The 26,313-nt window shown below is 69.0% G+C and carries 23 protein-coding genes; 5 read left to right on the top strand and 18 right to left on the bottom strand.

What is annotated here, in order from left to right:
• The first annotated feature begins 70 nt into the window (after window positions 1-70).
• Window positions 71-595, top strand: a complete 525-nt coding sequence (locus SBP02_RS19990) for an Mpo1 family 2-hydroxy fatty acid dioxygenase (protein ID WP_318644146.1) — start codon at window positions 71-73, stop codon at window positions 593-595.
• Window positions 596-901: 306 nt separating this feature from the next.
• On the opposite strand, the gene SBP02_RS19985 is transcribed toward SBP02_RS19990, so the two are convergent.
• Window positions 902-1,810, bottom strand: a complete 909-nt coding sequence (locus SBP02_RS19985) for a DMT family transporter (protein ID WP_318646387.1) — start codon at window positions 1,808-1,810, stop codon at window positions 902-904.
• 311 nt (window positions 1,811-2,121) lie between these two features.
• Window positions 2,122-2,745 (bottom strand): glutathione S-transferase family protein, encoded by a 624-nt coding sequence (locus SBP02_RS19980; RefSeq protein ID WP_318644145.1) that lies wholly within the window; start codon window positions 2,743-2,745, stop codon window positions 2,122-2,124.
• An 81-nt stretch (window positions 2,746-2,826) separates the two neighbouring features.
• Between SBP02_RS19980 and SBP02_RS19975 the strand changes: the two genes are divergently transcribed.
• Complete coding sequence (locus SBP02_RS19975; protein ID WP_318644144.1) at window positions 2,827-3,675, top strand: helix-turn-helix transcriptional regulator; 849 nt, start codon at window positions 2,827-2,829, stop codon at window positions 3,673-3,675.
• A 185-nt stretch (window positions 3,676-3,860) separates the two neighbouring features.
• On the opposite strand, the gene SBP02_RS19970 is transcribed toward SBP02_RS19975, so the two are convergent.
• From SBP02_RS19970 to SBP02_RS19950, 5 genes are all read right to left on the bottom strand, one after another.
• Complete coding sequence (locus tag SBP02_RS19970) at window positions 3,861-4,607, bottom strand: hypothetical protein (RefSeq protein ID WP_318644143.1); 747 nt, start codon at window positions 4,605-4,607, stop codon at window positions 3,861-3,863.
• Between the two features lie 205 nt (window positions 4,608-4,812).
• Complete coding sequence (locus SBP02_RS19965) at window positions 4,813-5,802, bottom strand: sulfate/molybdate ABC transporter ATP-binding protein (RefSeq protein ID WP_318644142.1); 990 nt, start codon at window positions 5,800-5,802, stop codon at window positions 4,813-4,815.
• Between the two features lie 3 nt (window positions 5,803-5,805).
• Window positions 5,806-6,675, bottom strand: a complete 870-nt coding sequence (gene cysW, locus SBP02_RS19960) for a sulfate ABC transporter permease subunit CysW (RefSeq protein WP_318644141.1) — start codon at window positions 6,673-6,675, stop codon at window positions 5,806-5,808.
• A 10-nt stretch (window positions 6,676-6,685) separates the two neighbouring features.
• Window positions 6,686-7,504 carry a sulfate ABC transporter permease subunit CysT gene (gene cysT / locus SBP02_RS19955; RefSeq protein ID WP_318644140.1) on the bottom strand — a complete coding sequence of 273 codons (819 nt, stop codon included), beginning with the start codon at window positions 7,502-7,504 and terminating at the stop codon, window positions 6,686-6,688.
• A 108-nt stretch (window positions 7,505-7,612) separates the two neighbouring features.
• Window positions 7,613-8,611 carry a sulfate ABC transporter substrate-binding protein gene (locus SBP02_RS19950; protein WP_318644139.1) on the bottom strand — a complete coding sequence of 333 codons (999 nt, stop codon included), beginning with the start codon at window positions 8,609-8,611 and terminating at the stop codon, window positions 7,613-7,615.
• Between the two features lie 367 nt (window positions 8,612-8,978).
• Here SBP02_RS19950 and SBP02_RS19945 point away from each other — a divergent pair, with 367 nt between their 5' ends.
• Window positions 8,979-9,560: an RBBP9/YdeN family alpha/beta hydrolase gene (locus SBP02_RS19945; RefSeq protein WP_318644138.1), complete on the top strand. Its 582-nt coding sequence runs from the start codon at window positions 8,979-8,981 to the stop codon at window positions 9,558-9,560.
• Window positions 9,561-9,569: 9 nt separating this feature from the next.
• Here the strand turns inward: SBP02_RS19945 and modC are convergent, their stop codons facing one another.
• The 4 genes from modC to SBP02_RS19925 form a co-directional block, all read right to left on the bottom strand.
• A complete protein-coding gene (modC, locus tag SBP02_RS19940; RefSeq protein ID WP_318644137.1) occupies window positions 9,570-10,715 on the bottom strand; it encodes a molybdenum ABC transporter ATP-binding protein in 1,146 nt (381 codons plus the stop codon).
• On the bottom strand, window positions 10,712-11,392 hold the full coding sequence (gene modB / locus SBP02_RS19935; RefSeq protein ID WP_318644136.1) for a molybdate ABC transporter permease subunit: 681 nt from the start codon (window positions 11,390-11,392) through the stop codon (window positions 10,712-10,714). The genes modC and modB overlap by 4 nt, the downstream gene beginning before the upstream one ends.
• Window positions 11,393-11,404: 12 nt before the next feature.
• A complete protein-coding gene (gene modA, locus SBP02_RS19930) occupies window positions 11,405-12,160 on the bottom strand; it encodes a molybdate ABC transporter substrate-binding protein (protein WP_318644134.1) in 756 nt (251 codons plus the stop codon).
• A gap of 129 nt (window positions 12,161-12,289) precedes the next feature.
• Complete coding sequence (locus SBP02_RS19925; protein ID WP_318644133.1) at window positions 12,290-12,916, bottom strand: class I SAM-dependent DNA methyltransferase; 627 nt, start codon at window positions 12,914-12,916, stop codon at window positions 12,290-12,292.
• 156 nt (window positions 12,917-13,072) lie between these two features.
• Between SBP02_RS19925 and chrA the strand changes: the two genes are divergently transcribed.
• On the top strand, window positions 13,073-14,419 hold the full coding sequence (chrA, locus tag SBP02_RS19920) for a chromate efflux transporter (protein WP_318644132.1): 1,347 nt from the start codon (window positions 13,073-13,075) through the stop codon (window positions 14,417-14,419).
• Between the two features lie 93 nt (window positions 14,420-14,512).
• On the top strand, window positions 14,513-14,971 hold the full coding sequence (locus tag SBP02_RS19915; protein ID WP_318644131.1) for an AraC family transcriptional regulator: 459 nt from the start codon (window positions 14,513-14,515) through the stop codon (window positions 14,969-14,971).
• A gap of 57 nt (window positions 14,972-15,028) precedes the next feature.
• Here SBP02_RS19915 and SBP02_RS19910 read toward each other — a convergent pair whose 3' ends face one another.
• The 7 genes from SBP02_RS19910 to SBP02_RS19880 form a co-directional block, all read right to left on the bottom strand.
• A complete protein-coding gene (locus SBP02_RS19910) occupies window positions 15,029-16,381 on the bottom strand; it encodes a glutamine synthetase family protein (protein ID WP_318644130.1) in 1,353 nt (450 codons plus the stop codon).
• A 24-nt stretch (window positions 16,382-16,405) separates the two neighbouring features.
• Entirely contained in the window at window positions 16,406-16,963 is a 558-nt protein-coding gene (locus SBP02_RS19905) for a helix-turn-helix domain-containing protein (RefSeq protein WP_318644129.1), read from the bottom strand.
• Between the two features lie 56 nt (window positions 16,964-17,019).
• Window positions 17,020-18,309: an NAD(P)/FAD-dependent oxidoreductase gene (locus SBP02_RS19900; protein ID WP_318644128.1), complete on the bottom strand. Its 1,290-nt coding sequence runs from the start codon at window positions 18,307-18,309 to the stop codon at window positions 17,020-17,022.
• Window positions 18,310-18,408: 99 nt separating this feature from the next.
• Window positions 18,409-20,067: a diguanylate cyclase gene (locus SBP02_RS19895; RefSeq protein ID WP_318644127.1), complete on the bottom strand. Its 1,659-nt coding sequence runs from the start codon at window positions 20,065-20,067 to the stop codon at window positions 18,409-18,411.
• Window positions 20,060-20,446, bottom strand: a complete 387-nt coding sequence (locus tag SBP02_RS19890) for a response regulator (protein ID WP_318644126.1) — start codon at window positions 20,444-20,446, stop codon at window positions 20,060-20,062. The genes SBP02_RS19895 and SBP02_RS19890 overlap by 8 nt, the downstream gene beginning before the upstream one ends.
• The gene (locus tag SBP02_RS19885) at window positions 20,439-23,582 is read right to left on the bottom strand and encodes a response regulator (protein ID WP_450091462.1); all 3,144 of its coding nucleotides are present in this window, start codon (window positions 23,580-23,582) and stop codon (window positions 20,439-20,441) included. The genes SBP02_RS19890 and SBP02_RS19885 overlap by 8 nt, the downstream gene beginning before the upstream one ends.
• A gap of 75 nt (window positions 23,583-23,657) precedes the next feature.
• Entirely contained in the window at window positions 23,658-26,252 is a 2,595-nt protein-coding gene (locus SBP02_RS19880; RefSeq protein ID WP_318644124.1) for a hybrid sensor histidine kinase/response regulator, read from the bottom strand.
• Between the last annotated feature and the right edge of the window lie 61 nt (window positions 26,253-26,313).

Raw genomic sequence — 26,313 nt, 5'->3', positions numbered from 1 at the left:
CTAGCCGACAGAGGGACGCGGTGGGCCGGGACCATCATCATCCGACCCGCCCGCCACGAGGACAAGCCCGATGAAGACCCTGGTCGAATACCTGAGCCAGTACGCCGCCTACCACCGCGACCGGCGCAATATCGCCAGCCACTTCATCGGCATCCCGCTGATCGTCCTCGCGGTCGCGGTGCTGCTGTCGCGGCCGGGCCTGGCGTTGGCCGGCCTGTGGTTGTCGCCGGCGACCCTGGCGGCGCTGCTGGCCGCGGCCTTCTACCTGCGCCTGGACCTGCGTTTCGGCCTGCTGATGGCCGCCCTGCTGGGGCTGTGCCTGTGGGCCGGCATGGCGCTGGCGGCCCAGGGCACGGCGCTGTGGCTGAGCGCGGGCCTGGGGCTGTTCGTGGTCGGCTGGGTCATTCAGTTCGTCGGCCACCATTACGAGGGGCGCAAGCCGGCCTTCGTCGACGACCTCATGGGGCTGGCGATCGGGCCGCTGTTCGTGGTGGCCGAGGCGGCCTTCCTCCTCGGCCTGCGCCGCGAACTGGAGCGGGCGGTGGTCGAGCGCGCCGGGCCGACCCGTATCCGGACGGGGCCGAGCGGGGCCTGACCTAGGCTTCGGCGATCTGCGTCAGTCGGTCGTGATGCATGAGCAGCCTCTGGGCGCACTCACTCCAGGCATGGGTGCGTCCCCGGCGCTTGGCCGGCACGACCAGACCGTCGGCATTCGCTTGCAGCGTGAATAGATCGAGCCGCTCGCTTGGTCGCGCGGGTCGCTACAGGGCGTCATCGCTACGAGGCGTACCTACGCCAAGCCACTCGCCCTGAGTCGTGAGGCGCTGCCGCCTGGCCACTTGGCCTTCGGTATCACTGGGTCAATACCAAAGGTCATCTTGGGCGGTGGTCGAGGCGCTCTTCAGGTCGTTTCGAGCAGTGCCGGGTTCGTCTTTTCCGGTGGCTTGAGCGAGCCGATATACACCGCCAGGATGCTCAGCAGGGCGCCACAGATCTGCAAGGTCGAGTTGGCCTTGCCGAGCCAGGCGATATCGATGAAATAAGTGATTATTGGCTCCAGCAGCAGGATCAGCCCGGCCAGTCCCAGGCTGATGGTGCCGATCGAGCGGTTGACCAGCAGCCAGCCGACGAATTGCACCAGCACCCCATAGATCACCAGCATCAGGAAGGTCTGACCATCGTTGATGGCCAGGCTTTCGTCGTTGGCCAAGGCGTAGCCGAGCAGTACCAGCGCCGCCCACAGGCTCAGGTTGAGCATCTGGGCGATCTTGTCGCCACCTCCGTTCGGCAACTGGGCGTTGACCTTGAGGAAGTACACACAGATGGCATAGGCCAGCCCCGAGAGTACCCCGTACACCACCCCTTTGACCCCGATGGCATCGCTCATCTCCGGCATTAGCAACAGGTACAGCCCAATGAAGGCCAGGCTGATCGAGATGAGGAAATACACTGATGGTCTTTCCTTGAGCAGATAGAACCCCAGGAAGGTCATGAAGAACACCTGACAGTTGGTCAGGATCGAGCCGATGCCGGGGCCTACGATGTAAATGCTCTGGTGCCAGAGCGCCAGGTCGATGGCCAGGAACACGCCGGCAAGCGCGGTATACAACTGGGCCTTGAGGCCCTTGAGCATGACCGGAGTGCGGCGCAGTTTGAGCAGCAGCAAGAACAGGACCGAGGCGAACAACATCCGGTAGAAACCGGCGCCACCGGCCCCGATCTGGGCAAAGGCGACGGCCAAGGCCGAAAGACTGAGCATCAGCCCACCGATGGTCAGTTCAAGGATCGCTCGGTTGCTGTTAGTCGACATAGGCGACGGCATTGATGACTCCCTGTTTTCGCGGGCCTCAGATGCCTTGCCTAGGATCTGAGCCATGGCATCGAAGATGCGGTCTGGCCCAGTTTGCATGGGCCTCTGGTCGAAGGTGCCGGCACGGCCACAGCCTGCCCGGATGTCGTCGCTGCATCGGCAGGATGCCGTACTCGCGGATCAGCCGGCGCAGACGCAGCAGCCCGTCGCCAGTGGTGACATCGAGCCCCGCCCTGAGCGGATTAGGCTGTCGATCCAGCAGAAGGCTCGATGTGTTCTCGCGACCTGGCTCGTTGCTTGGCAAGCGAGGCTCAGACCTGCCGACTGGCCAGTTTCAGCCACTGCTGGACGGCGGGGTGGGCCAGTACGTTGTCGACATAGGTCTGCAGATGAGGCGGGATTTCGATGCCGTAGCGACGGAAGCGAAATACCACGGGCACGAACATGGCATCGACGATGCCGAAGTTGCCGCAGAGGAATGTGGGCGATTGGCTTGCCGCGAGCAGGTCGCTCCAGATCGCGAAGATGCGTTGGATCTCTTCCCGGGTCTGCTCTTGCAGCTCATCGACTTGGTCCCCGGTGTTCAGTCCGAACGACATCTGCGTGCGTAGATGGGTGAAACCGGAGTGCATCTCCGCTGCTGCGGCGCGGGCTTTGGCGCGTAGGCGAGTGTCCTCGGGCCAGAGTTGGGCGTGAGGGTGGGTTTCGGCGATGTATTCGCAGATGGCCAGGCTGTCGTGGATGACGATGTCGTCGACCAGCAAGGCGGGGACTTTGCCCGAGGGTGAGTGCGCGAGGATGCGCTGGTGGGTGTCCGGTTGCCCGAGCCGGATCTGCAAGGTTTGGAACGACACATCTGCGCTCACGAGTGCCAGCCAGGCACGGAACGACCAGGAAGACTTGCCGAAATCGCCAATTACCAACTTCACGGACATCGCACTTACTCGCTCAGGTTGTGAATGAAGCGCTAAAGTAGGCGGCCGTTCTCGCGGCGTATTGTAAAAAACTGGACAAGCATGGACGCACAGCAAGGCAAGAAGCGAGCCGCTCTGGACAGCGGCTTCATCAGGTTCAGGCGAATACCCGAGGGCGATTGCGAGCTGCTCTCGGCGCGCTTTAGCTACCATACGTTCGGGCGCCATTCCCATGACCGCTACGCCGTTGGGGTCATCACCGGCGGCGTGGAGCGCCTGTACTACCGTGGTCGCTATTGCTTGGGCGGGGCGGGCACCGTGGTGACCATCAGTCCGGGGGAGATCCACGATGGCTTGCCCGCTCATGAGCGGGGCTGGATGTACCGCATGTTGTATCTGGACCCGCAGTGGCTCAACCGGATACTGAGGCCGAGTCAGGCCGGTGATCACATCCATTTATTCAGGGAGGCCTTCGAGCAGTTGCCGGCGCTCGCCGATACCTTTGTGCGCCATCACCAGGTCATCGAGTCGTCCCAGTGTGGCCTGGAGCGGGAAAACCTTTTGCTTGAGTTGGTGAGCCAGCTCTTCGAGTGCAAAGGTGCGAGCCACTCACCGGTCGCTGCGTTCGAGAAACAGGCGGTGCGGAGCGTGCGGCGCAGGCTCGAAGACGACTTCGACGCGCCGATTTCCCTGGCGCTACTGGCCGATATGGTGGGCCTGGAGCCGCTGTATCTGATCCGGGTGTTCAAGAAGAGCCTGGGTGTATCGCCCCACAGTTACCTGATCCAGATCAGGGTTGCCCAGGTTCAGCGCCTGCTGCGTGCCGGTGTGAGCATTGCCGATGCCGCCCTCGCTTGTGGCTTCTTCGACCAGAGCCATATGACTCGGGCGTTCAAGAAGGTGGTCGGGATCACCCCGGGCAGTTTTCGTGCGGGATGCTCTCCAGTCTAGGCCCCGTGATGCCTTGGGATGGGTCGAGGGCGCCGTGTGCGCATAAACGGGTGGTGTGCAGGTATTCATCGCCGTTGCTCATACCCCGATCCGGCGGGGGCGAGTCCACGCCTCGCGGCACGGCTCCTTGGCCGTCCCCGTCCACGAAGACGGGGCATTCACCACTTCTGATCCGGCGGCGTGCTTCAGCGGCTCTGCGCCATCCACTGCTGGGTCAGGGCGCGGCTGTGGCGGTCCACGGTGATGGGTGCGAAGGGTCGACCGGACACACTCTGCAGGGTGTTGCTCTTGCTGTTCATGTCGCTCAGGGCGGCCTTGAGGTATTCCCAGCGCACCCTGAGCTTGGTCAGGGCCGGATCGGCCTTGGCATCCAGCGTCGCCAGCTCCTGGTCGACCGCCGGCACCAGCAGGCGTTCGTCCTGGCCGAGGTAGGTGTCCGGCTGCTCGCGGGCGATCTCGAAGCTGCCGATGTAGGAACGGCTGAGGTACTGCACGGCGAGGTACTCGACCTTGGCCGACAGCTCGCTGTCACCGGCGTGCGCTAGCTGGCGCGCGGCATGCAGGAACTCGCGCAGCGCCTTGGCCAGCTCCTGGGGATAGCCCCAGGGCACGTTGTCCTCGCTGGGGCCAAAGGAAACGCCGCGGCGCAGCTGGGTAACAAGCTCCAGGTGGCTGGCGCGCAGGGCGTCGCTGCTCTGCGGCAGGCTCTGCACGGCGGCGGCGAGGGTCTGGATGTCGTTCTCCAGGCGTTGCCGGTGGCTGTTCTGGAAGCCCTCGCCGCGCAGCAGCAGCAGGCTGCTGGTGGCGCGGCTGGCATAGGCCTGGGCCTGGACCTGGGGGCTCGCCGCCTCGGCGACGGCCAGTGGTGGCAGGCTGACGAGGACGCCAAGCGTCCAGAGCAATAGCGGTCTGAGTAGCGACTCGAAGCGCATCCGGGGTGCTCCTTGTTGTTGTTGTGAGCAGTGCGGAACTGGGGGCCGTGGCAGGCCCCGTTCGCAAGAGTACCGCCAGGGCTGGCTATGGGCATGACCCGAAAGAGTGATTTCGTCGGAAAGACGCCGCCCAGCCACGCGGCCAGGCCCCCTTGCGGTTGGCCCGGCCGTTCGGCGGGTGCGCTGGCGTCGCGGCCCGGCGGCCTCAGCCGAGGGCCGACGCCTGGGCGATGCGCGGCTGGAAGTACAGGGTGGCGCCCCGCACCAGCCGCTGCAGGCTGGCGTGGTCCCTGGCCACTTCCGCCTCGATCGGTTCGGCCTGGCTGGCGACCCTCAGGGTCACCCGGGTGATGGCGCCGAGCGGGCGGATGTCGCGCACCTCGGCCGCCAGGTGGCCGGCCTCGGCCTGCTGCGACAGCGAGATCTCGTGGGGGCGGAACAGCAGTGGCTGGTCGCCGGAGAGCAGCAGACGGTTGGCGTCGCCGAGGAATTGGTAGACGAAGTCGCTGGCCGGCTGCTGGTAGACCTCGGCCGGGGTGCCGATCTGCTCGACCACGCCCTTGTTCATCACCACGATGCGGTCGGCCACCTCCATCGCCTCCTCCTGGTCGTGGGTGACGAACACGCTGGTCAGGTGCACCTGCTCGTGCAGGCGCGCCAGAGCGCGGCGCAGTTCCTTGCGCACCTTGGCGTCGAGGGCGCCGAACGGCTCGTCGAGCAGCAGCACCTTGGGCTCCACCGCCAGGGCGCGGGCCAGGGCGATGCGTTGGCGCTGGCCGCCGGACAGCTGCTCGGGGTAGCGCTCGGCCAGCCAGTCCAGCTGCACCAGCTCGAGCAGCTCGTGGACCCGCTGGGCGATCTGCGCCTCGCCCGGGCGCTGCTTCTTCGGCTTCATGCGCAGGCCGAAGGCGACGTTGTCGAATACCGTCATGTGGCGGAACAGCGCGTAGTGCTGGAACACGAAGCCGACGTTGCGCTCGCGCACATCGCGGGCGCCGACGTCTTCGCCGTGGAAGGCGATGCGGCCGCTGTCCGGGGTCTCCAGGCCGGCGATGATGCGCAGCAGGCTGGTCTTGCCGCAGCCGGAGGGGCCGAGCAGGGCCACCAGCTCGCCGCTGCGGATGTCCAGGTTGATGTCGCTGAGGGCCTGGAAGGCGCCGAAGCGCTTGTTGATGTGGCTGACTTCGATGCTCATGGCTTATTCCTCGCCGGTACGGGATTGCTGGCGCTCGAGGCGCGATTCGCTCCACTGCTTGAGCAGCAGGATCAGCAGGGCCAGCGCGAGCAGCAGGCTGGCGACGCCGAAGGCGGCGACATGGTTGTATTCGTTGTAGAGAATCTCGACGTGCAGCGGCAGGGTGTTGGTGTAGCCACGGATATGCCCGGAGACCACCGACACCGCGCCGAACTCGCCCATGGCCCGGGCGGTACAGAGCACCACGCCGTAGATCAGGCCCCAGCGGATGTTCGGCAGGGTCACGTGGCAGAACATCTGCCAGCCGCTGGCGCCGAGCAGGCGCGCCGCCTCCTCCTCCTGGGTGCCCTGCTCCTGCATCAGCGGGATCAGCTCGCGGGCGACGAAGGGCAGGGTGACGAAGATGGTCGCCAGGACGATGCCGGGCAGGGCGAAGATGATCTGGATGTCGTGTTCGGCCAGCCAGTCGCCGAACCAGCCGTGGGCGCCGAACAGCAGCACGTAGATCAGCCCGGCGAGCACCGGCGAGACCGAGAACGGCAGGTCGATCAGGGTCACCAGCAGGCTCTTGCCGCGGAACTGGTACTTGCTCACGCACCAGGCGGCGGCCACGCCGAACACCAGGTTGAGCGGCACGGCGATGCCCACGGCGAGCAGGGTCAGGCGCAGGGCGGCCAGGGCGTCGGGCTCCAGCACCGCGCTGAAGAAGGGCCCCAGGCCCTGCTTGAGCGCCTCGCTCAGCACCACCAGCAGCGGCAGCAGGAGGAACAGGGCGAACACCAGCCAGGCGGCGCCGATCAGCAGGCGGCGGCCCCAGGCCGGGTCGCGGCGCGCGGCACTGGCCGGCGCGAGGATCAGGGTGGCAGTGGACATCTTGGCTTCCTCAGGCGCGGGCCAGACGACGCTGCAGCAGATTGATCGCCAGCAGCAGGATGAAGGAGACCAGCAGCATCTGCACGCCGATGGCGGTGGCGCCGGTGTAGTCGTACTGGTCGAGCTTGACCATGATCAGCAGCGGCAGGATCTCGGTCTTGCCCGGCATGTTGCCGGCGATGAAGATCACCGAGCCGTACTCGCCGACGCCGCGTGCCAGGGCCAGGGAGAAGCCGGTCAGCCAGGCCGGCAGCAGGGCCGGCAGCAGCACGTGGCGCAGCACCTGCAGCGGCCGGGCGCCGAGGCAGGCGGCGGCCTCCTCGACCTCGCGGGGGATGTCGGCCAGCACCGGCTGCAGGGTGCGCACCACGAACGGCAGGGTGACGAAGGTCAGCGCCAGGGTGATGCCCAGCGGCGTGTAGGCGATCTTCAGGCCCAGCTCGGCAGCCCACTGGCCGATCGGCCCGTTCGGCGCGTACAGCGCGGTCAGGGCGATGCCGGCCACCGCGGTGGGCAGGGCGAAGGGCAGGTCGATCATCGCCTCGATCAGCTTGCGCCCGGCGAAGCGGTAGCGCACCAGCACCCAGGCCAGCAGGGCGCCGATCACGCCGTTGAGCAGGGCGGCGCCCAGGGCGGTGGCGAAACTGAGTTTGAGCGCGGCCAGCACCCGGGGGGCGGTGACTATGGCCCAGAACTCGCCCCAGCTCAGCTGGGCGGCATGCAGGAACAGCGCGGCCAGGGGAATCAGCACCAGCAGGCTGAGGTACACCAGGGTGTAGCCCAGGGTCAGGCCGAAGCCGGGAATCACGGGGGAAGTGCGGCGGTGCATGGCGAATGCCTTCAGGTGAGTCAGGGTAGGGTGCGCCGCGCGCACCGCTCTGTTGCGGTGGGTATAGGCGCTACGCGCCTGCACCCAGCCTCGGTTTGCTCAGTGAGTTCACTGCACCTGGTAGATCTGGTCGAACACCCCGCCGTCGTTGAAGAACTTCGGCTGCGCGCGCTTCCAGCCGCCGAACTCGCCCTCGACCGTGACCAGCTCGAGGTCGGCGAACTGCCTGGCGAACTCGGCGGCCACCGCCGGGTCACGCGGGCGGTAGAAGTGCTTCGCGGCGATGCGCTGGCCTTCGGCGCTGTACAGGTAGTTCAGGTAGGCCTCGGCGACTTCGCGGTTGCCCTTGCGCTCGACGTTCTTGTCGACCACCGCCACCGGCGGCTCGGCGAGAATCGACAGCGAGGGGGCGATGATCTCGAACTGCTCGCCGCCTTGCTCCCGCAGTGCCAGGTGCGCCTCGTTCTCCCAGGCCAGCAGCACGTCGCCGATCTGGTTGTTGACGAAGGTGATGGTCGAGGCGCGGGCACCGCTGTCGAGCACCGGCACGTTCCGGTACAGCTTCTCGACGAAGGCCTGGGCCTGCGCCTCGCTGCCGTAGTGACGCTGGGCGAAGGCCCAGGCGGCGAGGAAGTTCCAGCGCGCGCCGCCGCTGGTCTTGGGATTGGGGGTGATCACCTCCACGCCCGGCTTGACCAGGTCGTCCCAGTCCTTGATCTGCTTGGGATTACCCTTGCGCACTAGGAACACGATGGTCGAGGTGTAGGGCGTGCTGGCCTGGGGCAGGCGGCTCTGCCAGTCCTCGGGCAGCAGCTTGCCGAGGCGATGGAGCTCGTCGATGTCGCCGGCCAGGGCCAGGGTCACCACGTCGGCCCGCAGGCCGTCGATCACCGCCCGGGCCTGTTTGCCCGAGCCGCCGTGGGACTGCTGAACCTGCACCGCCTCGTGGCCCAGGGCCTGCCAGTGACGGTTGAATGCCTGGTTGTACTCGGTGTAGAGCTCGCGGGTCGGGTCGTAGGACACGTTGAGCAGGGTCTGGCTGGCGGCGGCTGGGCCGGCGATCAGGGCGCTGGCGAGGGCGGCCAGGGCGAAACGGCGAATGGACATGGTGCAGCTCCTGAGCAGGAAAGTGATGTCGATGCAGGGGGATGGGGCGGGGCGCTCAGCGCCACATTCGCCGGCGACATCGGTAGCTGCTGTGCGGCTTCATCGGGTGCCTCCTCGGCGGCAGTGCTCAGGTTGCGGTGGGTTGCGGACCAGCCGTTGGGCTGAACGTGGAGCGGATGCTAGGCAGGATTCGTTATTCCTAAAAATAATATTTAAGAACATATATATGGTTTTTGGATATATAAGATTGCGCCACGCAACGCGCTACGGAATAAGCGAAATTGCATAAATAAATAATTTTTTATTCTTTTTTGTCCTGTTCCGGCCGCGCCTACACTGCCCGCCGCCGCACGCCGTCGGAGGCCTTATGAACAACGCAGATATCCGCTACCTGATAGTGCCGGGCTGGCAGGGCTCGCCCGCCGAGCATTGGCAAAGCCATTGGCAGCGCCGCCTGGCGGGCAGCGACCGGGTGGAGCAGGGCGACTGGCTGGCGCCGCGCCGGGACGACTGGGTCGCCGAGTTGCAGCGCAGCATCGCCGCCGACCCGCGGCCTACCCTGCTGATCGCCCACAGCCTCGGTTGCATCACCGTGGCGCACTGGGCGGCGCAGGCGCCGGAGGCGTTGTTGCGGCGGGTGCGTGGCGCCCTGCTGGTGGCGCCGGCGGATGTCGAGCGGGACAACTGCCCGGCGGCCCTGGGCAACTTCGCGCCCATCGCCCGCCGGCCCCTGCCCTTCGCCAGCCTGCTGGTCGGCTCGGACAGCGACCCGGCCGCCAGCGCCGCGCGGGCCCTGGAACTGGCCGCCGACTGGGGCAGCGAGGCGCTGATCCTGGCCGGCGCCGGGCATATCAACGTGGCGTCCGGGCACCACCGCTGGGAGCAGGGCTTCGAGTACCTCTACCGCCTGCAGGGACAGATCGCCCGCCAGGGCCGCCTGCGCGCCTGAGCCGGCGTCTCAGTCGGAGGCGAGCAGCGACACCGACTTGATCTGCAGCCACAGCCCCTGCTGCCGGTGGATGCCCAGGCGGTCGAAGGAGTAACGGGTGATGCGGGCGATCAGCCGCTCGTCGCCGACCCTCAGGTTGACCAGCACCTGGGCCTGCTCGTCCAGCACCAGCCAGTGCTCGACCCGTGCCGGCAGCAGGTTGAGCAGGCTGCTGCCCTCGGCCCGGTTCAGGCTCAGGCTGACGTCGCGGGCCTTGACCTTGATGCGCACGCGCTGGCCCGCAGGCAACGGGCCGTGGCTCAGCTGCAGGCGCGCCTCGCCGCCGCCGAGCTCCAGGCTCAGCAGGCGATAGGCCGGGTCATAGGCGCAGACCCGGCCCTCCACCACCGCCTCGGCGTCGTCCTCGAGGATGAACGGCAGGTCGGCGCGCAGCAGGGTCTCCTTCAGCGGGCCGCTGGCCTGCACCCGGCCCTGTTCCAGCACCACCAGGTGATCGGCCAGGCGCGCCACCTCGTCCGGGGCGTGGCTGACGTAGAGGATCGGGGTCTCCAGCTCGCGGTGCAGGCGCTCCAGGTAGGGCAGCACCTCCTGCTTGCGCCTGTGGTCCAGGGAGGCCAGCGGCTCGTCCATCAGCAGCAGGCGCGGGCTGGTCAGCAGGGCGCGGGCGATGCCGACGCGCTGGCGCTCGCCGCCGGACAGGCGCGCCGGCATGCGTTCGAGCAGGCCGGCGATGCCGAGCAGCTCGGCGGCCTGCTCCAGGCGCACCCGGCGCTCGCCGGCGGCGATGCGTTTGAGGCCGAACTCCAGGTTGCCGCGCACCGACAGGTGGGGGAACAGGTTGGCGTCCTGGAACACATAACCCAGGGGGCGTCGGTGGGGGGCGAGGAAGTGGCCGCCTGCACTGTCCTGCCACAGCTCGCCGTTGACCCGCAGATAGCCCTCGGTCGGCCGCTCCAGGCCGGCGAAGCAGCGCAGGCAGCTGGTCTTGCCTGAGCCGGAGGGGCCGAACAGGGCGCTGATGCCGCGACCCGGCAGGCGCAGGTCCAGGTCCAGGGCGAAGCCGGGGTGCTCGATGCGAAAGCGCGCCTGGATCAGCCCGTCGCCATCGGCTGCGGCGGCCGTGACCGCGTCGCGCGCACGTGGCCGCCAGCTCATCGCCAGGCCCTGCGCGCCTGGCCGCTGGAGTAGAGCGCCAGCAGCACGAGGAAGGAGAAGGCCAGCATGCCGCCGGCCAGCCAGTGGGCCTGGGTGTACTCCAGGGCCTCGACATGGTTGTAGATCTGCACCGAGGCCACCTGGGTCCGGCCGGGGATATTGCCGCCGATCATCAGCACCACGCCGAACTCGCCGACCGTGTGGGCGAAGCCGAGGATGGCGGCGGTGACGAAGCCGGGCCGGGCCAGCGGCAGGACCACGCTGAAGAAGGCGTCCCAGGGCCCGGCGCGCAGGGTCGCCGCGGCCTCCAGGGGCGCGCGGCCGATGGCTTCGAAGGCGTTCTGCAGCGGCTGCACGACGAAGGGCAGGGAGTAGATCACCGAGCCGATCAGCAGGCCGCTGAAGCTGAAGGTCAGGGTGCCGAGGCCGAGGCCCTGGGTCAGCTGGCCGATGAAACCATGGGGCCCCATGCTCACCAGCAGGTAGAAACCGATCACCGTCGGCGGCAGCACCAGGGGCAGGGCGACGATGGCGCCGACCGGCCGCTTCAGCCAGGAGCCGGTGCGCGCCAGCCACCAGGCGATGGGCGTGCCCAGCAGCAGCAACAGCAGGGTGGTCAGCGACGCCAGCTGCAGGGTCAGCAGGATGGCGTCGAGGTCGGCCGGGCTCAGGGGCATGCGGGGCCTGCGCTAGAGCGAGTAGCCGTAGGCGCGGATGATGGCGGCCGCCGGCGGACTCTTGAGGTAGTCGAGCAGGGCCGCGGCGGCCGGGTTATCGGCGCCCTGTTTCAGCAGCAGGGCGTCCTGGTGCAGCGGCTGGTACAGCGTCGCCGGCACCCGCCAGGCCGAACCCTGGTCGATCCGCCCGTCGCGGTAGACCTGGGACAGGGCGACGAAGCCCAGTTCGGCGTTGCCGCTGGCGACGAACTGCAGGGTCTGGCTGATGCTCTGGCCCTCGACCAGCTTGCCCGCCACGGCCGGGCTCAGGCCGAGCGCCTCGAGCACCTGGATGGCGGCCAGGCCGTAGGGGGCGGCCTTGGGGTTGGCCAGGGCCAGGTGGCGGAAGTCGCCGTCCCTGAGCACCTGGCCCTGGTCATCGACGTAGCCGGCCTGCGCCGACCACAGCACCAGGGCGCCGGTGGCGTAGGTGAAGCGCGAGCCGGGCACGCCCAGGCCCTCGCGTTCCAGGCGCGCCGGGGTGCTCTGATCGGCGGCCAGCAGCAGCGCGAAGGGCGCGCCGTTGCTGATCTGTGCATAGAGCTGGCCGGTGGCGCCGTAGGCGGCGAGCACCCGGTGGCCGCTGTCGGCCTCGAACTGGCGGGCGATGGCCTGCATGGGCGCGGTGAAGTTGGCGGCCACCGCCACCTGCACCTCGCCGGCCAGGGCGCTGCCGCTCAGCAGGCCGGCGGCCAGGCTGGCCAGTGCTCGCAACAGAACGTGACGCATGGGGGCTCTCCGGAGGGCCGCGGCGCTCGACGCGGCGGGATTAAGGTTCGCTGCGGCCACCGGAACCGGCGGCGCAGGCTGCATCTTGAAAATAGCTGACTGCCGAGTCAAGCGCGGGTTGCCCTGTCATCAGGCGCGGCGCCAGACGCTGGCCAGCCACGGCTGCTGGGCGCGCGGCAGGCCGGGCGGACGGTAGTAGTGTTCCAGCTCGTCGAAGCCGGCGGCCCGCAGCAGCGCGCGCCAGTGGTCGAGGTCGTAGTAGGCGCCGTAGCGCTCGCCGTTGAAGCCCTCCCGGTTGTCGCCGCGGGGGTTGGAGCTCAGCAGCACGCCGCCGGGCTTGAGCGTGGCGTGCAACTGGCCGAGCACCCGGGGCAGCTCCTGGCTGGGGACGTGGAACAGCACGGCGTTGGCGAAGATGCCGTCGAACTGCCCATCCGGCAGCTCCAGGGCCAGGAAGTCCTGGCGCCAGACCTCGCAGCCGCTCTCGGCGCGGGCCATCTCGACGAAGCGCGGGCAGCCGTCCAGGCCGACCGCACTGTGGCCCAAGGCCTTGAAGGTGCGCAGGTCGCGGCCCGGTCCGCAGCCGAAGTCGAGGATGCGGTAGGGTGGCTCGCCGCGGATATGGCGCAGCAGGGCGGCGATGTTCTGGCTCACGTCGTGGTCGCGGGTGCCCGCGCGAAAATCCTCGGCGTGGTCCTGGTAGTGGGCCAGGGTCAGGGCGCTGATCTGCTGCAGTTGCTCGGCATCGTAGGGCATGGGACGGGGCGGCCGCTGGACGAGAAGAAGGCCTCTATTTAACCCCATCCAAGGACCGGGCGGGTGGTCGCGCAACGACGTCCGGGGCCGCTAGCACGGCCTCGGACGGCGCGGGTTATAGTGCGCCGACTCCGTAACCCGACTGGACGCCCGCCCATGGCCGAGCCCGCCGAACACGCCCCGCCGCCCCCCGTCAGCCTGCTGCAGGCCCTGGCCTTCTGGCTCAAGCTGGGGCTGATCAGCTTCGGCGGCCCGGCCGGGCAGATTTCCATCATGCATCAGGAGCTGGTCGAGCGGCGCCGCTGGATCTCCGAGCGGCGCTTCCTGCATGCGCTGAACTACTGCATGTTGCTGCCGGGGCCGGAGGCCCAGCAGCTGGCCACCTACATCGGCTGGCTGCTGCACCGCACCTGGGGCGGGCTGATCGCCGGGACGCTGTTCGTGCTGCCCTCGCTGTTGCTGCTGATTGGCCTGTCCTGGGTCTATATCGCCTTCGGCGATGTGCCGCTGGTGGCCGGGATCTTCTACGGCATCAAGCCGGCGGTCACCGCCATCGTGGTGCAGGCGGCCCTGCGCATCGGCGCGCGGGCGCTGAAGAACCACTGGCTGTGGGCCATCGCCGCGGCGGCCTTCGTCGCCATTTTCGCCCTGAATCTGCCCTTTCCGCTGATCGTCCTCGGCGCCGCGCTGCTCGGCTACCTGGGTGGGCGCCTGCTGCCGGAGGCCTTCAGCGTCGGCGGCGGCCACGGCGCGGCCAAGGCGTCCTACGGCCCGGCGCTGATCGACGACGACACGCCGACGCCGCAGCACGCGCGCTTCCGTGCCTCGCGCCTGGCCCTGATCCTCGCCGTGGGCGCCGCCCTCTGGCTGCTGCCCATGGCCCTGCTGTGCGCCCTGTACGGCTGGCAGGGCACCCTGACGCAGATGGCCTGGTTCTTCACCAAGGCGGCGCTGCTGACCTTCGGCGGCGCCTACGCGGTGCTGCCCTATGTGTACCAGGGCGCCATCGGCCACTACGGCTGGCTCAGCCCGGCGCAGATGATCGACGGCCTGGCCCTGGGCGAGACCACGCCGGGGCCGCTGATCATGGTGGTGGCCTTCGTCGCCTTCGTCGGCGCCTACCTGCAGCCGATGCTGGCCGGCGACGCGGCCTTCTCGAGCGGCGCGCTGGCCGCCTGCCTGGTCACCTGGTTCACCTTCCTGCCGTCGTTTTTGTTCATCCTCGCCGGCGGCCCGCTGGTGGAGTCGACCCACGGCGAGCTGAAATTCACCGCGCCGCTGACCGGCATCACCGCCGCGGTGGTCGGGGTGATCCTCAACCTGGCGCTGTTCTTCGCCTACCATGTGCTCTGGCCCCAGGGCTTCGCCGGCGCCTTCGACTGGCCCTCGGCGCTGATCGCCCTGGCCGCGGCCGTGGCGCTGCTGCGCTACAAGCGCGGGGTGATGGAGGTGCTCGGCGCCTGCGCCCTGGCCGGGCTGCTGCTGCACCTGCTAGTGTTCTGAGTCGCCCAGGGGCCGGGGCGAGGCTCATGCGCTGCTTTCGACAAGGGACGCAACCCCCTCGCGGTGCGTTGCCAGGCAAACAGGGAGTTACGGATGAAGGAAAAAATCGTGGGCCCGCAGCGGGTGCTGTGCATCGGTCGGGAGCTGTCGATTCCGGAGATCGCCGCGCAGGCGCAGGCATGCTGTGCCGAGATCACGCGGGTGGCCGAGGCGCGGGGGTTGAAGGTCGCGGGGCCCTGGGTGTTCGTCTCCCACAAGCTCCCGAGCAACGCCAGCGAGCGCTTCCGGATCGCGTTCTGCCTGCCTGTGGAGGGCACCCTGGACGAGCCGGCCGGTGCCGTCGAAAGCCGGGAGCTCGCGGCCATGCGTTGCGTCCATGGCGACTACCACGGGCCACTCGCCGGAATCTTCGCCCAGGGCTATGCCCCGCTCGTCGAGGGGGCCCTGGCGGCCGGTCACAGGTTGACCGGAGAAAGCCGGGAGGTCTATCACCGCTGGCAGGGGGCGGATTCCCCCGACAATCGCATCGAGTTGCAGTTCGGCATCGGCTGAGCCGGGGCGCAGGCCGCCCCGGCTACCGGCAGGAGCCACGCCGCAGCGGCGGCCTGCTCAGAGAAACCAGCGGTATTCCCGGGCACTGACCTCGTGCATGAAGGCCAGGTGGTCCTGGCGCTTGTTCTCGCAATAGACCATGACGAACTCGCTGCCCAGGCCCTGGTTGACCGCCGGGTGCGCGCGCATGGCCGCCACGGCCGAGAGCATGTCCTGGGGGAAGTCGATGCCGCTGTCGCGATCCTGGTTGAGCGGGGCGATGGGCTCGCGCTGGGCGTCCAGGCCGTGTTCCATGCCGGTGAGAATGGCGGCCAGCACCAGGTAGGGGTTGGCGTCGGCGCCGGCCAGGCGGTGTTCGAGGCGCAGGTTCTTGCCGTCCGACTCGGGGATGCGGATGCACGCGTCGCGGTCCTCGAAGCCCCAGCTGGCGCGGCTGGCGGCGTTGACCATGGCACCGTAGCGGCGGAAGGCGTTGTGGTTGGCGGCGAAGATCGGCATGCAGTGGGGCAGCAGCTCCAGGCAGCCGGCCACGGCGTGGCGCAGCGGGCGCTGCTGGTCGGCGGCCAGCAGGTTGCGACCGTCCCGGTCGTACAGGCTGACGTGCACGTGCATGCCGCTGCCCGGGGCGTCCAGGTAGGGCTTGCTCATAAAACTGGCCCTGTACCCGTGTTTCAGCGCCACGCCGCGGCTGCTGCGGCAGAACAGGGCGGCCCAGTCGGCGGCGCGCAGGCCGTCGTCGCAGTGACCGAAGTTGATCTCGAACTGCCCCGGGCCGAGTTCGGCGGTGATCACGTTGGCGTCCACGCCCTGCTCGTTCGCCGCCAGGACCATCTCGTCGAGCACGTCCGAGAAGCGCGACAGGCGCTCGATATGCATATTCGGCTGGTCGTCGGCGTCGTCGCTCAGCGGGTCGCGGGGGAACTGCGGCAGGCCGTTCTCGAGCTTGCGGTCGAACAGGTAGAACTCCAGCTCGAAGGCCACCACCGGGCGGATGCCACGGGCCTCCAGGCGCGCCAGCACCCGGGCCAGCACCTCGCGCGGCTCGAACTCGATAGGCGCCGCGGTGCCGTCGGAGCTGATCAGCATCTGCCCGAGGGGCTGCTGCTCCCAGCGCACCGGCTTGAGGGTGCCGGGGATCAGGCGGCGCGGCGCGTCGGGGTCGCCGTCGGCGAAGCAGTAGTCGCCGATCGGGTAGAGACCGCCCTGGACGCCCAGCAGCACGCAGTTCTGCGGCAATTTCAGGGGGCTGCCGGCGGCGACCTTCTCGAGCATGTCGATGGGGTAGCGCTTGCCGTAGAAGTGTCCGGGGATGTCCAGGCTGATCAGGTCGACGTAGCGCACCGCGGGGTGCTGGGCGCGGAAGGCGCGTACTTCGCTGAGCAGGTCGGGGAAACTGGGGGGCGTGGTCATGGCGTGGGGTCCTGCGGGCCTGGGTTAGCGGAACACCCAGAGCACCCGCGTCGGTTGGTCGGTGAGGTTGGCGTAGCGGAACTGGGTGTGCGGCGGCAGCTGGAAGCCGTCGTTGGGGCCGAGGGTCACCGGCTCGTCGCTGCCCTCCAGCCAGATGGTCAGCTCGCCCTCGAGGACGAAGCCGCCCTGCTCGTCGCTGTCGTTGAGGTGGCCCTCGCCGCTGCTGGCGCCGGGCTCCAGGTGGCTGTCGAGCATGGAGAAGCCGGCCGCCATGTTCGGCGACACCAGCACGTCGGTGATGCCGCCGCCGTAGTACAGGGTGCGGCGCTCGCCGGGGCGGGTCACCCAGGGCAGCGCCCGCGGCTTGCTCAGGCTGTAGAAGTAGGTGGTCGGCACCCCCAGGGTCTCGCTGATCGCGGTGAGGTCGGCGACGGTCGGCCTTGAGAGGCCGCGCTCGACCTGGGAGAGGAAGCCCACCGAGCGGCCGATGCGCTCGGCGAGTTCGCCAAGGGTGAGGTTCTTGTGCTTGCGCAGGTCGCGAATCAGGATCGCCAGACCTTCGATTTCTTCTTGCATGTCCATGTCGTTGTCCTCGATTCGGTTGCCGGAAAACGCTGGGCGCCGTTCCAGTCCAGGGGTCAAATCAGGTCGCGCAGCCGGTACCAGGCCTTGCCGGCGGCCTCCAGCGGCGCGGCCAGCAGGGCGCCGCCGGGGAAGCGCGGGTTGTCCAGGGCCTGGTACAGCGCCAGCAGCCCGTCGTCGCCGAGGATGGCATCGCTCACCGCCCGGGCGCCGGCCAGGGTCGGCAGCACGCCGTGGCCGGAGAAGCCCTGCAGCCAGTAGCGCTGGCCCTGGCGGCCGATGTCCGGGGTGCGCTTCATGCTGCAGTCGATGTGCCCGCCCCAGGCGAACTCCAGCTCGACCCCGCGCAGCTGCGGGAAGACCCGCTCCAGGTAGGGGCGGGTGGCCTTGGCGACATCCGCCGGGATGCCGCCCAGGTAGGTGCAGCCGCCGCCGAACAGCAGGCGGTGGTCCGGGGTCAGGCGGAAGTAGTCGGGGACGAACTGATTGTCGATCACGCAGCTGTCGTGGGGCAGCAGCGAGCGGGCCAGCTCGGGGGCCAGCGGCGCGGTGGCCACCTGGTAGGAGCCGACCGGCAGCAGGCGCCCGGCCAGGCGGCGGTCGAGGCGGTCGATATAGGCGTTGCAGGCCAGCACCAGGACGTCGCCGCGCACCTCGCCGCGCTCGGTGCGGGCGACGTAGCCGGCGGCGGTCTCGCGGTAGTCGAGCACGCGGCTCTGTTCGTAGATGCGCCCGCCGGCCCGCTCGATGGCCGCGGCCAGGCCCTGGGCCAGTTTCAGCGGGTTGAGGTGGCCGGCCTCGGGGTCGTAGAGCGCGGCCCGGTAGCGCGGGCTGGCGATCCACTCGCTCAGCTCCTCCCGGGCAATCAGGCGCAGATCGTGGTAGCCCCATTTCTCCTCGGCCTCGATCCGCGCCTGTTCCAGCTGGCCGACGCGGCGCTGTTGCACCGCGGCCCACAGGCTGCCCTGGCGGTAGTCGATGGCGAAGCCATGGCGCTGCGGCAGCTCGCGCAACTCCGCGGCGGCCCAGCGCATGCTGTCCCACAGGCGGCGGCCGCGCTCCTGGCCCAGGGCCCGCTCCAGCGGCGCCATGTCGCAGGACCAGCCGAGCAGCGCCTGGCCGCCGTTGCGCCCGGAGGCCGCCCAGGCCACCCGGCTGGCTTCCAGCAGGCACACCCGCTTGCCGGCCAGGGCCAGGCGCAGCCCGGTGTGCAGGCCGCTGAAGCCGGCGCCGACGATCAGCACCTCGCAGTCTTCGCGGCCGCTCAGGGTCGGGCGCAGGGGGATGGCGGCGGGGAAGGTGCCGGCGTAGTAGCTGGCTACATGCTGGGCGGACTGCTTGAACATGGCGGCCTCATGAAATAACTAAGTAATTATTTCATGAAAATATACGCCATAAAATTCATGTGGCCAAGCCGCGGGTCGATCGACCCGCGGCAGCGTCGCTCATTCGGCCTGGCGAACCTGGTTGCGCCCGCCGTTCTTCGCCGCGTACAGCGCGCGGTCGGCGCGCTCCAGCAGTTCGCCGGCGCTGCTGTCGAGGTCGGTGCAGGCGATGCCGGCACTGAGGGTCACGGTGAACTCAACGCCCTCGGCGATGAAGCGCAGCCCGGCGAAGCGCTCGCGGATCTCGTCGAGAATCCGTTGGGCCTGCGCCGTCGAGCAGTCCGGAAGCACCGCGAGAAACTCCTCGCCGCCGTAACGGCCGAGGCTGTCGATGCGCCGCAGGCGCTGGCGCAGCAGGTTGGCCAGGGCGCGGATGACGTTGTCGCCGGCGGTGTGGCCGTAGTTGTCGTTGACCTTCTTGAAGTGGTCGATGTCCAGCATCACCACGCTGGCGCGGTTGCCGCTGCGCCTGGCGCGCTCCAGCTCGATGGCCACCTGCTCCTTGATGTCGGCGTGCTTGAGCAGCCCGGTCAGGCTGTCGCGGGACAGGGCATTGCTCAGCAGGCGGGCGCGCTGGGCGCGGGCGAACACAGTGGTGACCAGGGCGTTGTCGGACAGCGGCTTGGTGACGAAGTCGTCGCCGGCCATCATCAGTGCGTTCATCTGCCGGGCGATGTCGGTCTCCGCCGACAGGTAGATGATCGGCACGCGCAGCCAGTCGTCGTTGAAGCGGATGATCTGGGCCAGCTCGGGGCCGGTGCAGCCGGGCATGTTGACGTCGAGCAGCACCACTTCCGGGTTGAACTCGCGCATGCGCTGGAAGATGTCCGCCGGGTCCTGGCTCATCTCCACCAGCATGTTGGCGGCGCGCAGCACCAGGCTGTAGCGGCTGGCCAGCTCATGGTCGTCGTCGATGATCAGCACCCGGTAGGGCTCGCCCTGCTGCTGGGCGAAGCAGCGCTCCAGGCGGTTCTCCAGCTGGGGGATGTCCACCGGCTTGGTGAAGAAGCCGGTGGCGCCGACGCGCACCGCCTCCAGGTGGGTGGCGAAGTCGTCCTGGGTGCTGATCACCAGCAGCGGCAGGGGCGCGTCGAGGCGCCGCTGCAGGGCGGCGGCGTAGGTCAGCCCGGTCTGCTGCGTGCCTTCCAGGTTGACGTCGACGATCAGGGCGTCGGGCAGGCGCTGGCCGATGGCGGCGTCCAGCGCCTCGATGGTGGCGAAGTGTTCGGCGTGGTAGCCGAAGTTGCTCAGGGTCAGGCGCATGTTCTCGCCGACGCAGGCCTCGTCCTCGAGGATGTAGATCCACTGCTCCTCGCGGTCGGCACGGCCGTTCCTGGGCACGGCCGGCGGGCTGTTGCTCGCCGGTTCGGCCTGGTACTGCTGGCTGGTCAGCTGTTGCAGGTTGTCGATGAAGCTGTGCAGGCCTTGCTGCTTCTGCTGCAGGCTGGCCAGGCATTGTTCGGCTTGCAGCTCCAGCTCGCGGGCGCGTTCGCCGAGGCGGGCGAAGCCGAAGGTGCCGGCGGTGCCGGCCAGCCTGTGCAGCTGGTCGCGCAGGCTGTTGAGGTGCTGTTCCTGTTCGGCCGGGGTGCAGGCCAGCAGCAGCTGCTGGGCCTTGTCGGCCAGCTGCGGCAGCTCCTGTTTCAGGCGTTCGGCAAACTGTTCGCCGAGCTGCTGCAGATGGCGCTGCAGCTCGGCGCCCGCTTCGGTGCGCTCAACCATGGACCTGGCTCCAGATCTGTCGCACCTGGGCCGCCAGCTGCATCGGGTCGAAGGGCTTGATGATCACCTCGCGGGCGCCCAGGCTGCGATAGTGCTGGATCTCGGCCGGCTGCACCTTGGCGGTCATGAAGGCCACCGGGATCAGGTCGATGTCCACCAGCGTGCGCAGCCGCTCCAGGGTCTGCGGGCCGTCCATGCCGGGCATCATCACGTCCAGCAGGATGAAGTCGGGGGCGAAGCCCTGGACCTGGTCCAGGGCCTCCTGGCCGGACGAGCAGCTGAGCACCTTGAAGCCGCCGACGGCCTCCAGGGCGACCTTGGCCACGGCCTGGATCGAGGTGTCGTCTTCCACGTGCAGGATGCGGTTCAGTTCAGGCATGCCGGTTCTCCTTGGCGGGCAGTAGGCGGCCGAGCAGTTGCAGGAAGTGTTGCGCATTGCCGCGCGACTTGGCTAGGGCGGCCTCCACTCGGCCGAACTGCTCGGCAGGCAGTTCCTGGGCCGAGAGTACCACCACCGGCAGCTCGGGATGCTGCTGGTGGAGATCTTCGAGCAGTTCCACGCCATTGCCGTCGGGCAGGCCGAGATCCAGCAGCACCAGGTCGAAGCGGCCCTGTTGCAGGCGCTGGCGCGCCTCCTTGAGGCTGCCGGCGGCGACGAACTCGGCCAGCCCACGGCCCTGCTCGGCGATCACCAGGCGCAGGTCGGCGTCGTCCTCGATGTGCAGCACCCGGGGTCGCCCCGGCAGCCCCTGCAGGGCCAGGCGAATGCGGCTCAGCAGGCGCTGCGGATCGAACGGCTTGTCCAGCCAGTCGATGGCCTGGACGCCGCCCTGCAACTTCAACCGCCCGTCTTCGCAGGCGGCAGAGATCACCAGTACCGGCAACTCGGCGGTGGCCGGGGCGTCGCGCAGCTCGCGGATCAGTTGCAGGCCGTTGCCGTCCGGCAGGCTCAGGTCCAGGGTGAGGGCGGCGAAGGGCTGCTGCGTCAGGCGTGTCCGCGCCTGCTGCAGGCTGGCGGCGAGCACCACGCGGTAGCCGGCCTGGCGCAGCAGCTGGTCCAGCAGCTGGGCGATATCCGCGTCGTCCTCGACCACCAGCAGGCAGGGGCGCGGGTCGTTCTCGCCGTCGGGGCCGGGCTCGGCGTGGGGCGCATCCAGGGTGGGCAGCTCGAACCAGAAGGTGGCGCCCTGGCCTTCGACGGAGTCGAAGCCGATGCGCCCGCCCAGCCGCTCGATCAATTCCTTGCTGATGGCCAGGCCCAGGCCGGTGCCGCCTTTCTGGCGGCTGTCGGTGGCGTCGGCCTGGGAAAACTTCTGGAAGATCCGTGCGCGGAACTGCTCGGCGATGCCGGGGCCCTGGTCGGATACGCTGATCCGTACCCGCTGGCCCCGCATCGCGGCACTGAGCTGCACCTGGGCGCCGCGGGGGGAAAACTTGATGGCGTTGGAGAGGAAGTTGGCCAGCACCTGCTGCACCCGCATGGCATCGGTGCGCACCCGCACTTCGGGCGTCGGGCCCTGTACCAGGTGCACGCCGTGCTGGTCGGCGTAGGCCTGGTTGCTGACCCGGCTGTCGTCGAGCAGGGTGCGCAGCGCCAGGTCCTCCAGCTCGAAGCTCATCTTGCCGGCGACCAGTTTGTCCATGTCCAGCAGGTCGTTGATCAGGTGGCTCAGGCGCAGGCTGTTGTGGTGGGCGATCTCCAGCATCTGCTGCATCTCCGCCGGCAGCTGGCCCAGGGCGCCGCCCTGGATCAGGCCGAGGGAGCCGGCGATCGAGGTCAGCGGGGTGCGCAGCTCATGGCTGACCGCGGAGACGAACTCGCGCTGCAGGCGCTCGATGCGCCTGTGCTCGGTGATGTCGTGCATCACCGCGACCGCGCCCAGCTGGCGGCCGTCCGGGGCGTACAGCGGGTCGGCGTTGGTGGTGACCAGGCGCGGCGCCTGGCCCTTGGCGACTATGCTGATCTCGCTCTGGCGCACCCGTTCGCCGCGCAAGGCGCGCAGCAGCGGGACCCGCGCGCTGTCCAGCGGGGTCAGGCCGTCGGCCTCGAACAGGTCGTAGTATTCACCCCATTGCTCGGGGGGCAGCTGGCCGACGTCGGTGCCGTGCCATTGCCGGGCGGTCTCGTTGAACAGGGTCAGGTTGCCCTGGGCGTCGCAGGCGACCACCCCCTCGGCCAGGGCCTCGAGCAGGCGCCGGTTCATTTCCTCCTGCCGCTCCAGCTCCGCCTGCTGTTGCATGCGCGCGCTGATATCGGTGAGCACGCCGTGCCAGACCACCGAGCCATCGTCCTGGCGCTGCGGGGTGGCCTTGCCTTCGACCCAGATCAGGCCCTTGCGCGGGTGCTGTACACGGTACTGCTGCTGCCATTGGCTGAGCTCTTCGGCCGAGCGCAGGATGGAGGCGGTAACGGCTGCGCGGTCGTCCGGGTGGATGGCGGCGAAGATCGCCGTGCTGCGGGCGCGCACATCCCCGGGAGCCAAGCCGTAGATGTCCTCGATGCCTGCGCTGGCATAGGGGAACAGCACCGTGCCCTGGCTGTGCAGCTGGGCCTGGAACACCATGCCCGGTATCTGCGCAGCGATGTGGCGCAGGCGCTGCTGGGCCGCCGCGAGCGGACTGAGGTCCTGGGCGATGATGACGAAGCCGAGCAGCTGGTCGACGGGACCGTGGATCGCCGAGATCGTCAGCAGCAGCGACAGCCGGCTACCGTCCCGGCGCGGATAGGTCCACTCGAGCGGCTCCTTTGGGTCGCACGCGGCGCTCGCCAGCAACGCCGCCAAGTCGCTGTCCGCGCCCGCCGGCGACGCGCCGCCGGCGCTATGCCCGGCCAGCTGCGCGGCGCTGAGCAGGGTGGGCACCAGCGGCTGGCCGAGCAGCTGGTGCTGGCGGTAGCCGAACAGCTGCTCGGCGGCCGGGTTGATGCTGATGATGCTGCCGGCCGGGTCGGTGGTGAGGATGGCGCTGCCGGCGCTGCTGAGGATCGCCCGTTGCAGCGCGGCCTGCTCGACTTGGCGGCGATTGCTCAGGCGCAGCTCGCACAGCTGCACGACCTGTCGGGCCAGGCGCTGCAGGCCGTCGCGTTGCTGCGCCGTCAGTTGGCGCGGGTGGCTGTCGATCACGCACAGGGTGCCGAGCCTGTGGCCGCTGCCGGTGGTCAGCGGCATGCCGGCGTAGAAGCGGATATGCGGCGCGCCGGTGACCAGCGGGTTGTCGTGGAAGCGCGGATCTTCCAGGGCGTTGCCGACCTCGAAGAGCCGGTCGGCGAGGATGGCATGGGCGCAGAAGGCGAATTGGCGCGGCGTTTCGCAGGCATCCAGGCCGACCCGGCTCTTGAACCACTGCCGTTGCTCGTCGACCAGGGAAATCAGGGCGATGGGGGTGTCGCACAGCTGGGCGGCGAGCTGGGTGAGATCGTCGTAGGCCTGCTCGGCCGGGCTGTCGAGCAGGGCGTACTGGTGCAGCTCGGCGAGCCGCGCGGCTTCGTCGCTGGGCAGGGGAGCGCCGTTGGGCATGGGGTTCATCTGCAGCTCCTCTGCGGGCCAGGGGGGATCGCGCGCGCCGCTCGCGAGGGTCGGCGATGCTGGGGGTCAGTGCGCGGTGTCATGGTCGTTGGCCGCGGTCTTGTGCGGGCTGGACGCGTCGCGCAGGCAGCGCTCCAGGGTGTCCAGTAGCTGCGCGTTGCTGAACGGCTTGTCCAGCCAGGCGATGGCGCTGCGGTCGTCGAGCAGCTTGCGACCCTCGTCGCAATAGGCCGAGATCACCAGGATCGGCAGCGTGCGGGTGGCCGGGTTGGCGCGCACCTCGCGGATCAGGGCCAGGCCGTGGCCGTCGCTCAGGCGCAGGTCGAGGGTCATGGCGGTGTAGCGCTGCTCGGCCAGACGCGACAGGGCCTGAGCCTCGCTGAAGACGCTGTCGACCCGGTAACCGGCATGGCCGAGCATCGCCTGCAACAGGTGGACGATGCTCGGCTCGTCCTCCACCACCAGCAGACGCGGCGCGGTCGTGTGCTGATCAGGCGTCGCCTGCTGCATCTCGAGCAGGGGCAGCTCGAACCAGAAGGTCGTGCCTTCGCCGGGCACCGAATGGAAGCCGACGCTGCCGTCCATGCGCTCGATCAGCTCCTTGCTGATCGCCAGGCCCAGGCCGGTGCCGGCCTGGGTGCGGCGGTCCGAGCCGTCGGCCTGGGCGAACTTCTGGAAGATGCGCGGGCGGAACGCCTCGGGGATGCCGGGGCCGCGATCGCTGACGCTGACCCGTACCCGGTTGCCGCGCAGCTCGCTGTGCAGGTGCACGCCGGAGCCGCGCGGGGAAAACTTGATGGCGTTGGAGAGGAAGTTGGCGAGTACCTGCTGCAGGCGTGCGGCATCGGCTCGCACCCAGATGTCGCCGAGCTGATCGAGGCTGAAGGACACGCCGTGCTGCTCGGCGTAGGCCTGGTTCGCGGTCAGGGCCTCCTCGATCAGCGGTTTCAGCGGCTGGTTCTGCAGGTCGAAGGTCATCCTGCCGGCCTCCAGCTTCTCCATGTCCAGCAGGTCGTTGATCAGCAGGCTGAGGCGCTGGCAGTTCTGCTGGGCGATTTGCAGCATCTGCGCCATCGGCGCCGGCACCTTGCCGATGGCGCCGCCATTGACCAGGCCCAGGGCGCCGGAGATGGAGGTCAGCGGGGTGCGCAGTTCATGGCTGACGGTGGAGACGAACTCGCTCTTCAGGCGTTCGATGCGTTTGCGTTCGCTCAGGTCGAGCATGGTGCCGCTCAGGCGCTGCAGCCGGCCCTGGGCATCGCTCTGGAGATAGCCGCGCAGCAGCACCGGCACCTGGTGTCCGCTGCGGTGCTGCATGCTCGCTTCGCGGCTGAACCACTCGTCGCCGGCATCCACCGCCTGGCGCAGGCCGTCCTGCAGGGCGTCGAGGTCGGCGGGCAGCATCAGTTTCAGCCAGTGCTGGGCGGGCTGCGGGCGCTCGTCGGGCGGGTAGCCGAGCATCTCCCAGGCGCGGGCCGAGGCGAACAGGCTGCCGGCCTGCAGGTCGATGTCCCACCAGCCGTCATTGCTGCCCTTGAGCACCAGGCGCTGGCGCTCCTCGCTCTGGCGCAGGGCCTCGGCGTTCTGGCGGATCTGCTCGGTCATCTTGCGCGCCAGGGCCTCGGCCTGCTCCCGACGCAGGGTCAGCAGCGAGGCCAGCACGAACAGCAACAGGCTGACGCCGAGGCCCAGCAGCATCAGGGGGCCGGCGTTGTGGTAGCTGTCCTCGAAGGCCGGCAGGCTGGCGAAGGTCAGGGTCCAGCGCTGGCCGTAGAGTTCGAGCTGCAGTTGTTTGCCGAACTCGGGGGCGCGTCGAGCGTCGCCCTCCCGGGTGCTGAACAGCAGGGCCTCGGTCTGTGGCTCGGCGCCGTCGTAGATGCTGAAGTCCAGCTGCGGGGCCTGGTGGCCGAGGATGCCGGCCATCAGGTCGTCCATCCGATAGGGGCTGTAGACAATGCCGCGCAGGGCCGCCAGGCGTTGCTCGGGGCTATCCAGGGGCAGGCCCGGGCGATACACCGGCACGTACATCAGCAGCCCGGCCTGGACCTTGCCGTGGGTCTCCTGCAGCAGGGTGACCCGGGCGGTGATGCGCGTCTTGCCGCTGCGCGCGGCGAGCAGCATGGCGTCACGGCGGGTCGATTCGGACAGCATGTCGTAGCCGAAGGCGGCCAGGTTGCGACCGCTCAGGGGTTCGAGAAAGCGGATCGAGCTGTACAGCGGCCGCTCACCGGGCGGGTGCAGGCGGAAGTTGAGGAAGCCTTCGGCGCGTATCGCGGTCTCGTACTGCGCCACCTCTTCGGGTTGCAGCATCTGGGCGTAGCCGACGCCCTGGATGCCGGGGTAGTGGGCGGCCAGCGCCAGGCGCTGGTAGTAGGTGCGCCACTCGCGGCGGTCGACCTGCTGGCTGGCGTCGAACAGACCGGCGGCGCCCAGGAGGATCTGCTCGTGATCCTTCATGCGCTTGCCGATCGCCTCGCTGACCTCGCTCGCCAACTGGTCGAACTGACGCAGGGCGGCGAGGTGCTCGCGTTGCTGCAGGTACAGCCAGCTGGCCAGGTTGGCCAGCAGGGCGATGGCCAGGACCGCCCAGGCCAGGGCGTTGCGCCGGCTGAAGAGGGCCTGCAGGCTGGCGTCGCGCAGACTAGGGGAGGGGGTGTTCATGGCTGTTCCTTGGCGAGGTGCCGCTTCGGGGGGCGGCACCGGCTTCCGTGTGCTGTCTGGC

It is taken from the genome of Pseudomonas benzenivorans (genome assembly GCF_033547155.1).
GTDB lineage: Bacteria > Pseudomonadota > Gammaproteobacteria > Pseudomonadales > Pseudomonadaceae > Aquipseudomonas > Aquipseudomonas benzenivorans_B.
Note: the sequence above shows the minus strand (reverse complement) of the source record. Positions and strands in the feature narration are given on the sequence as shown.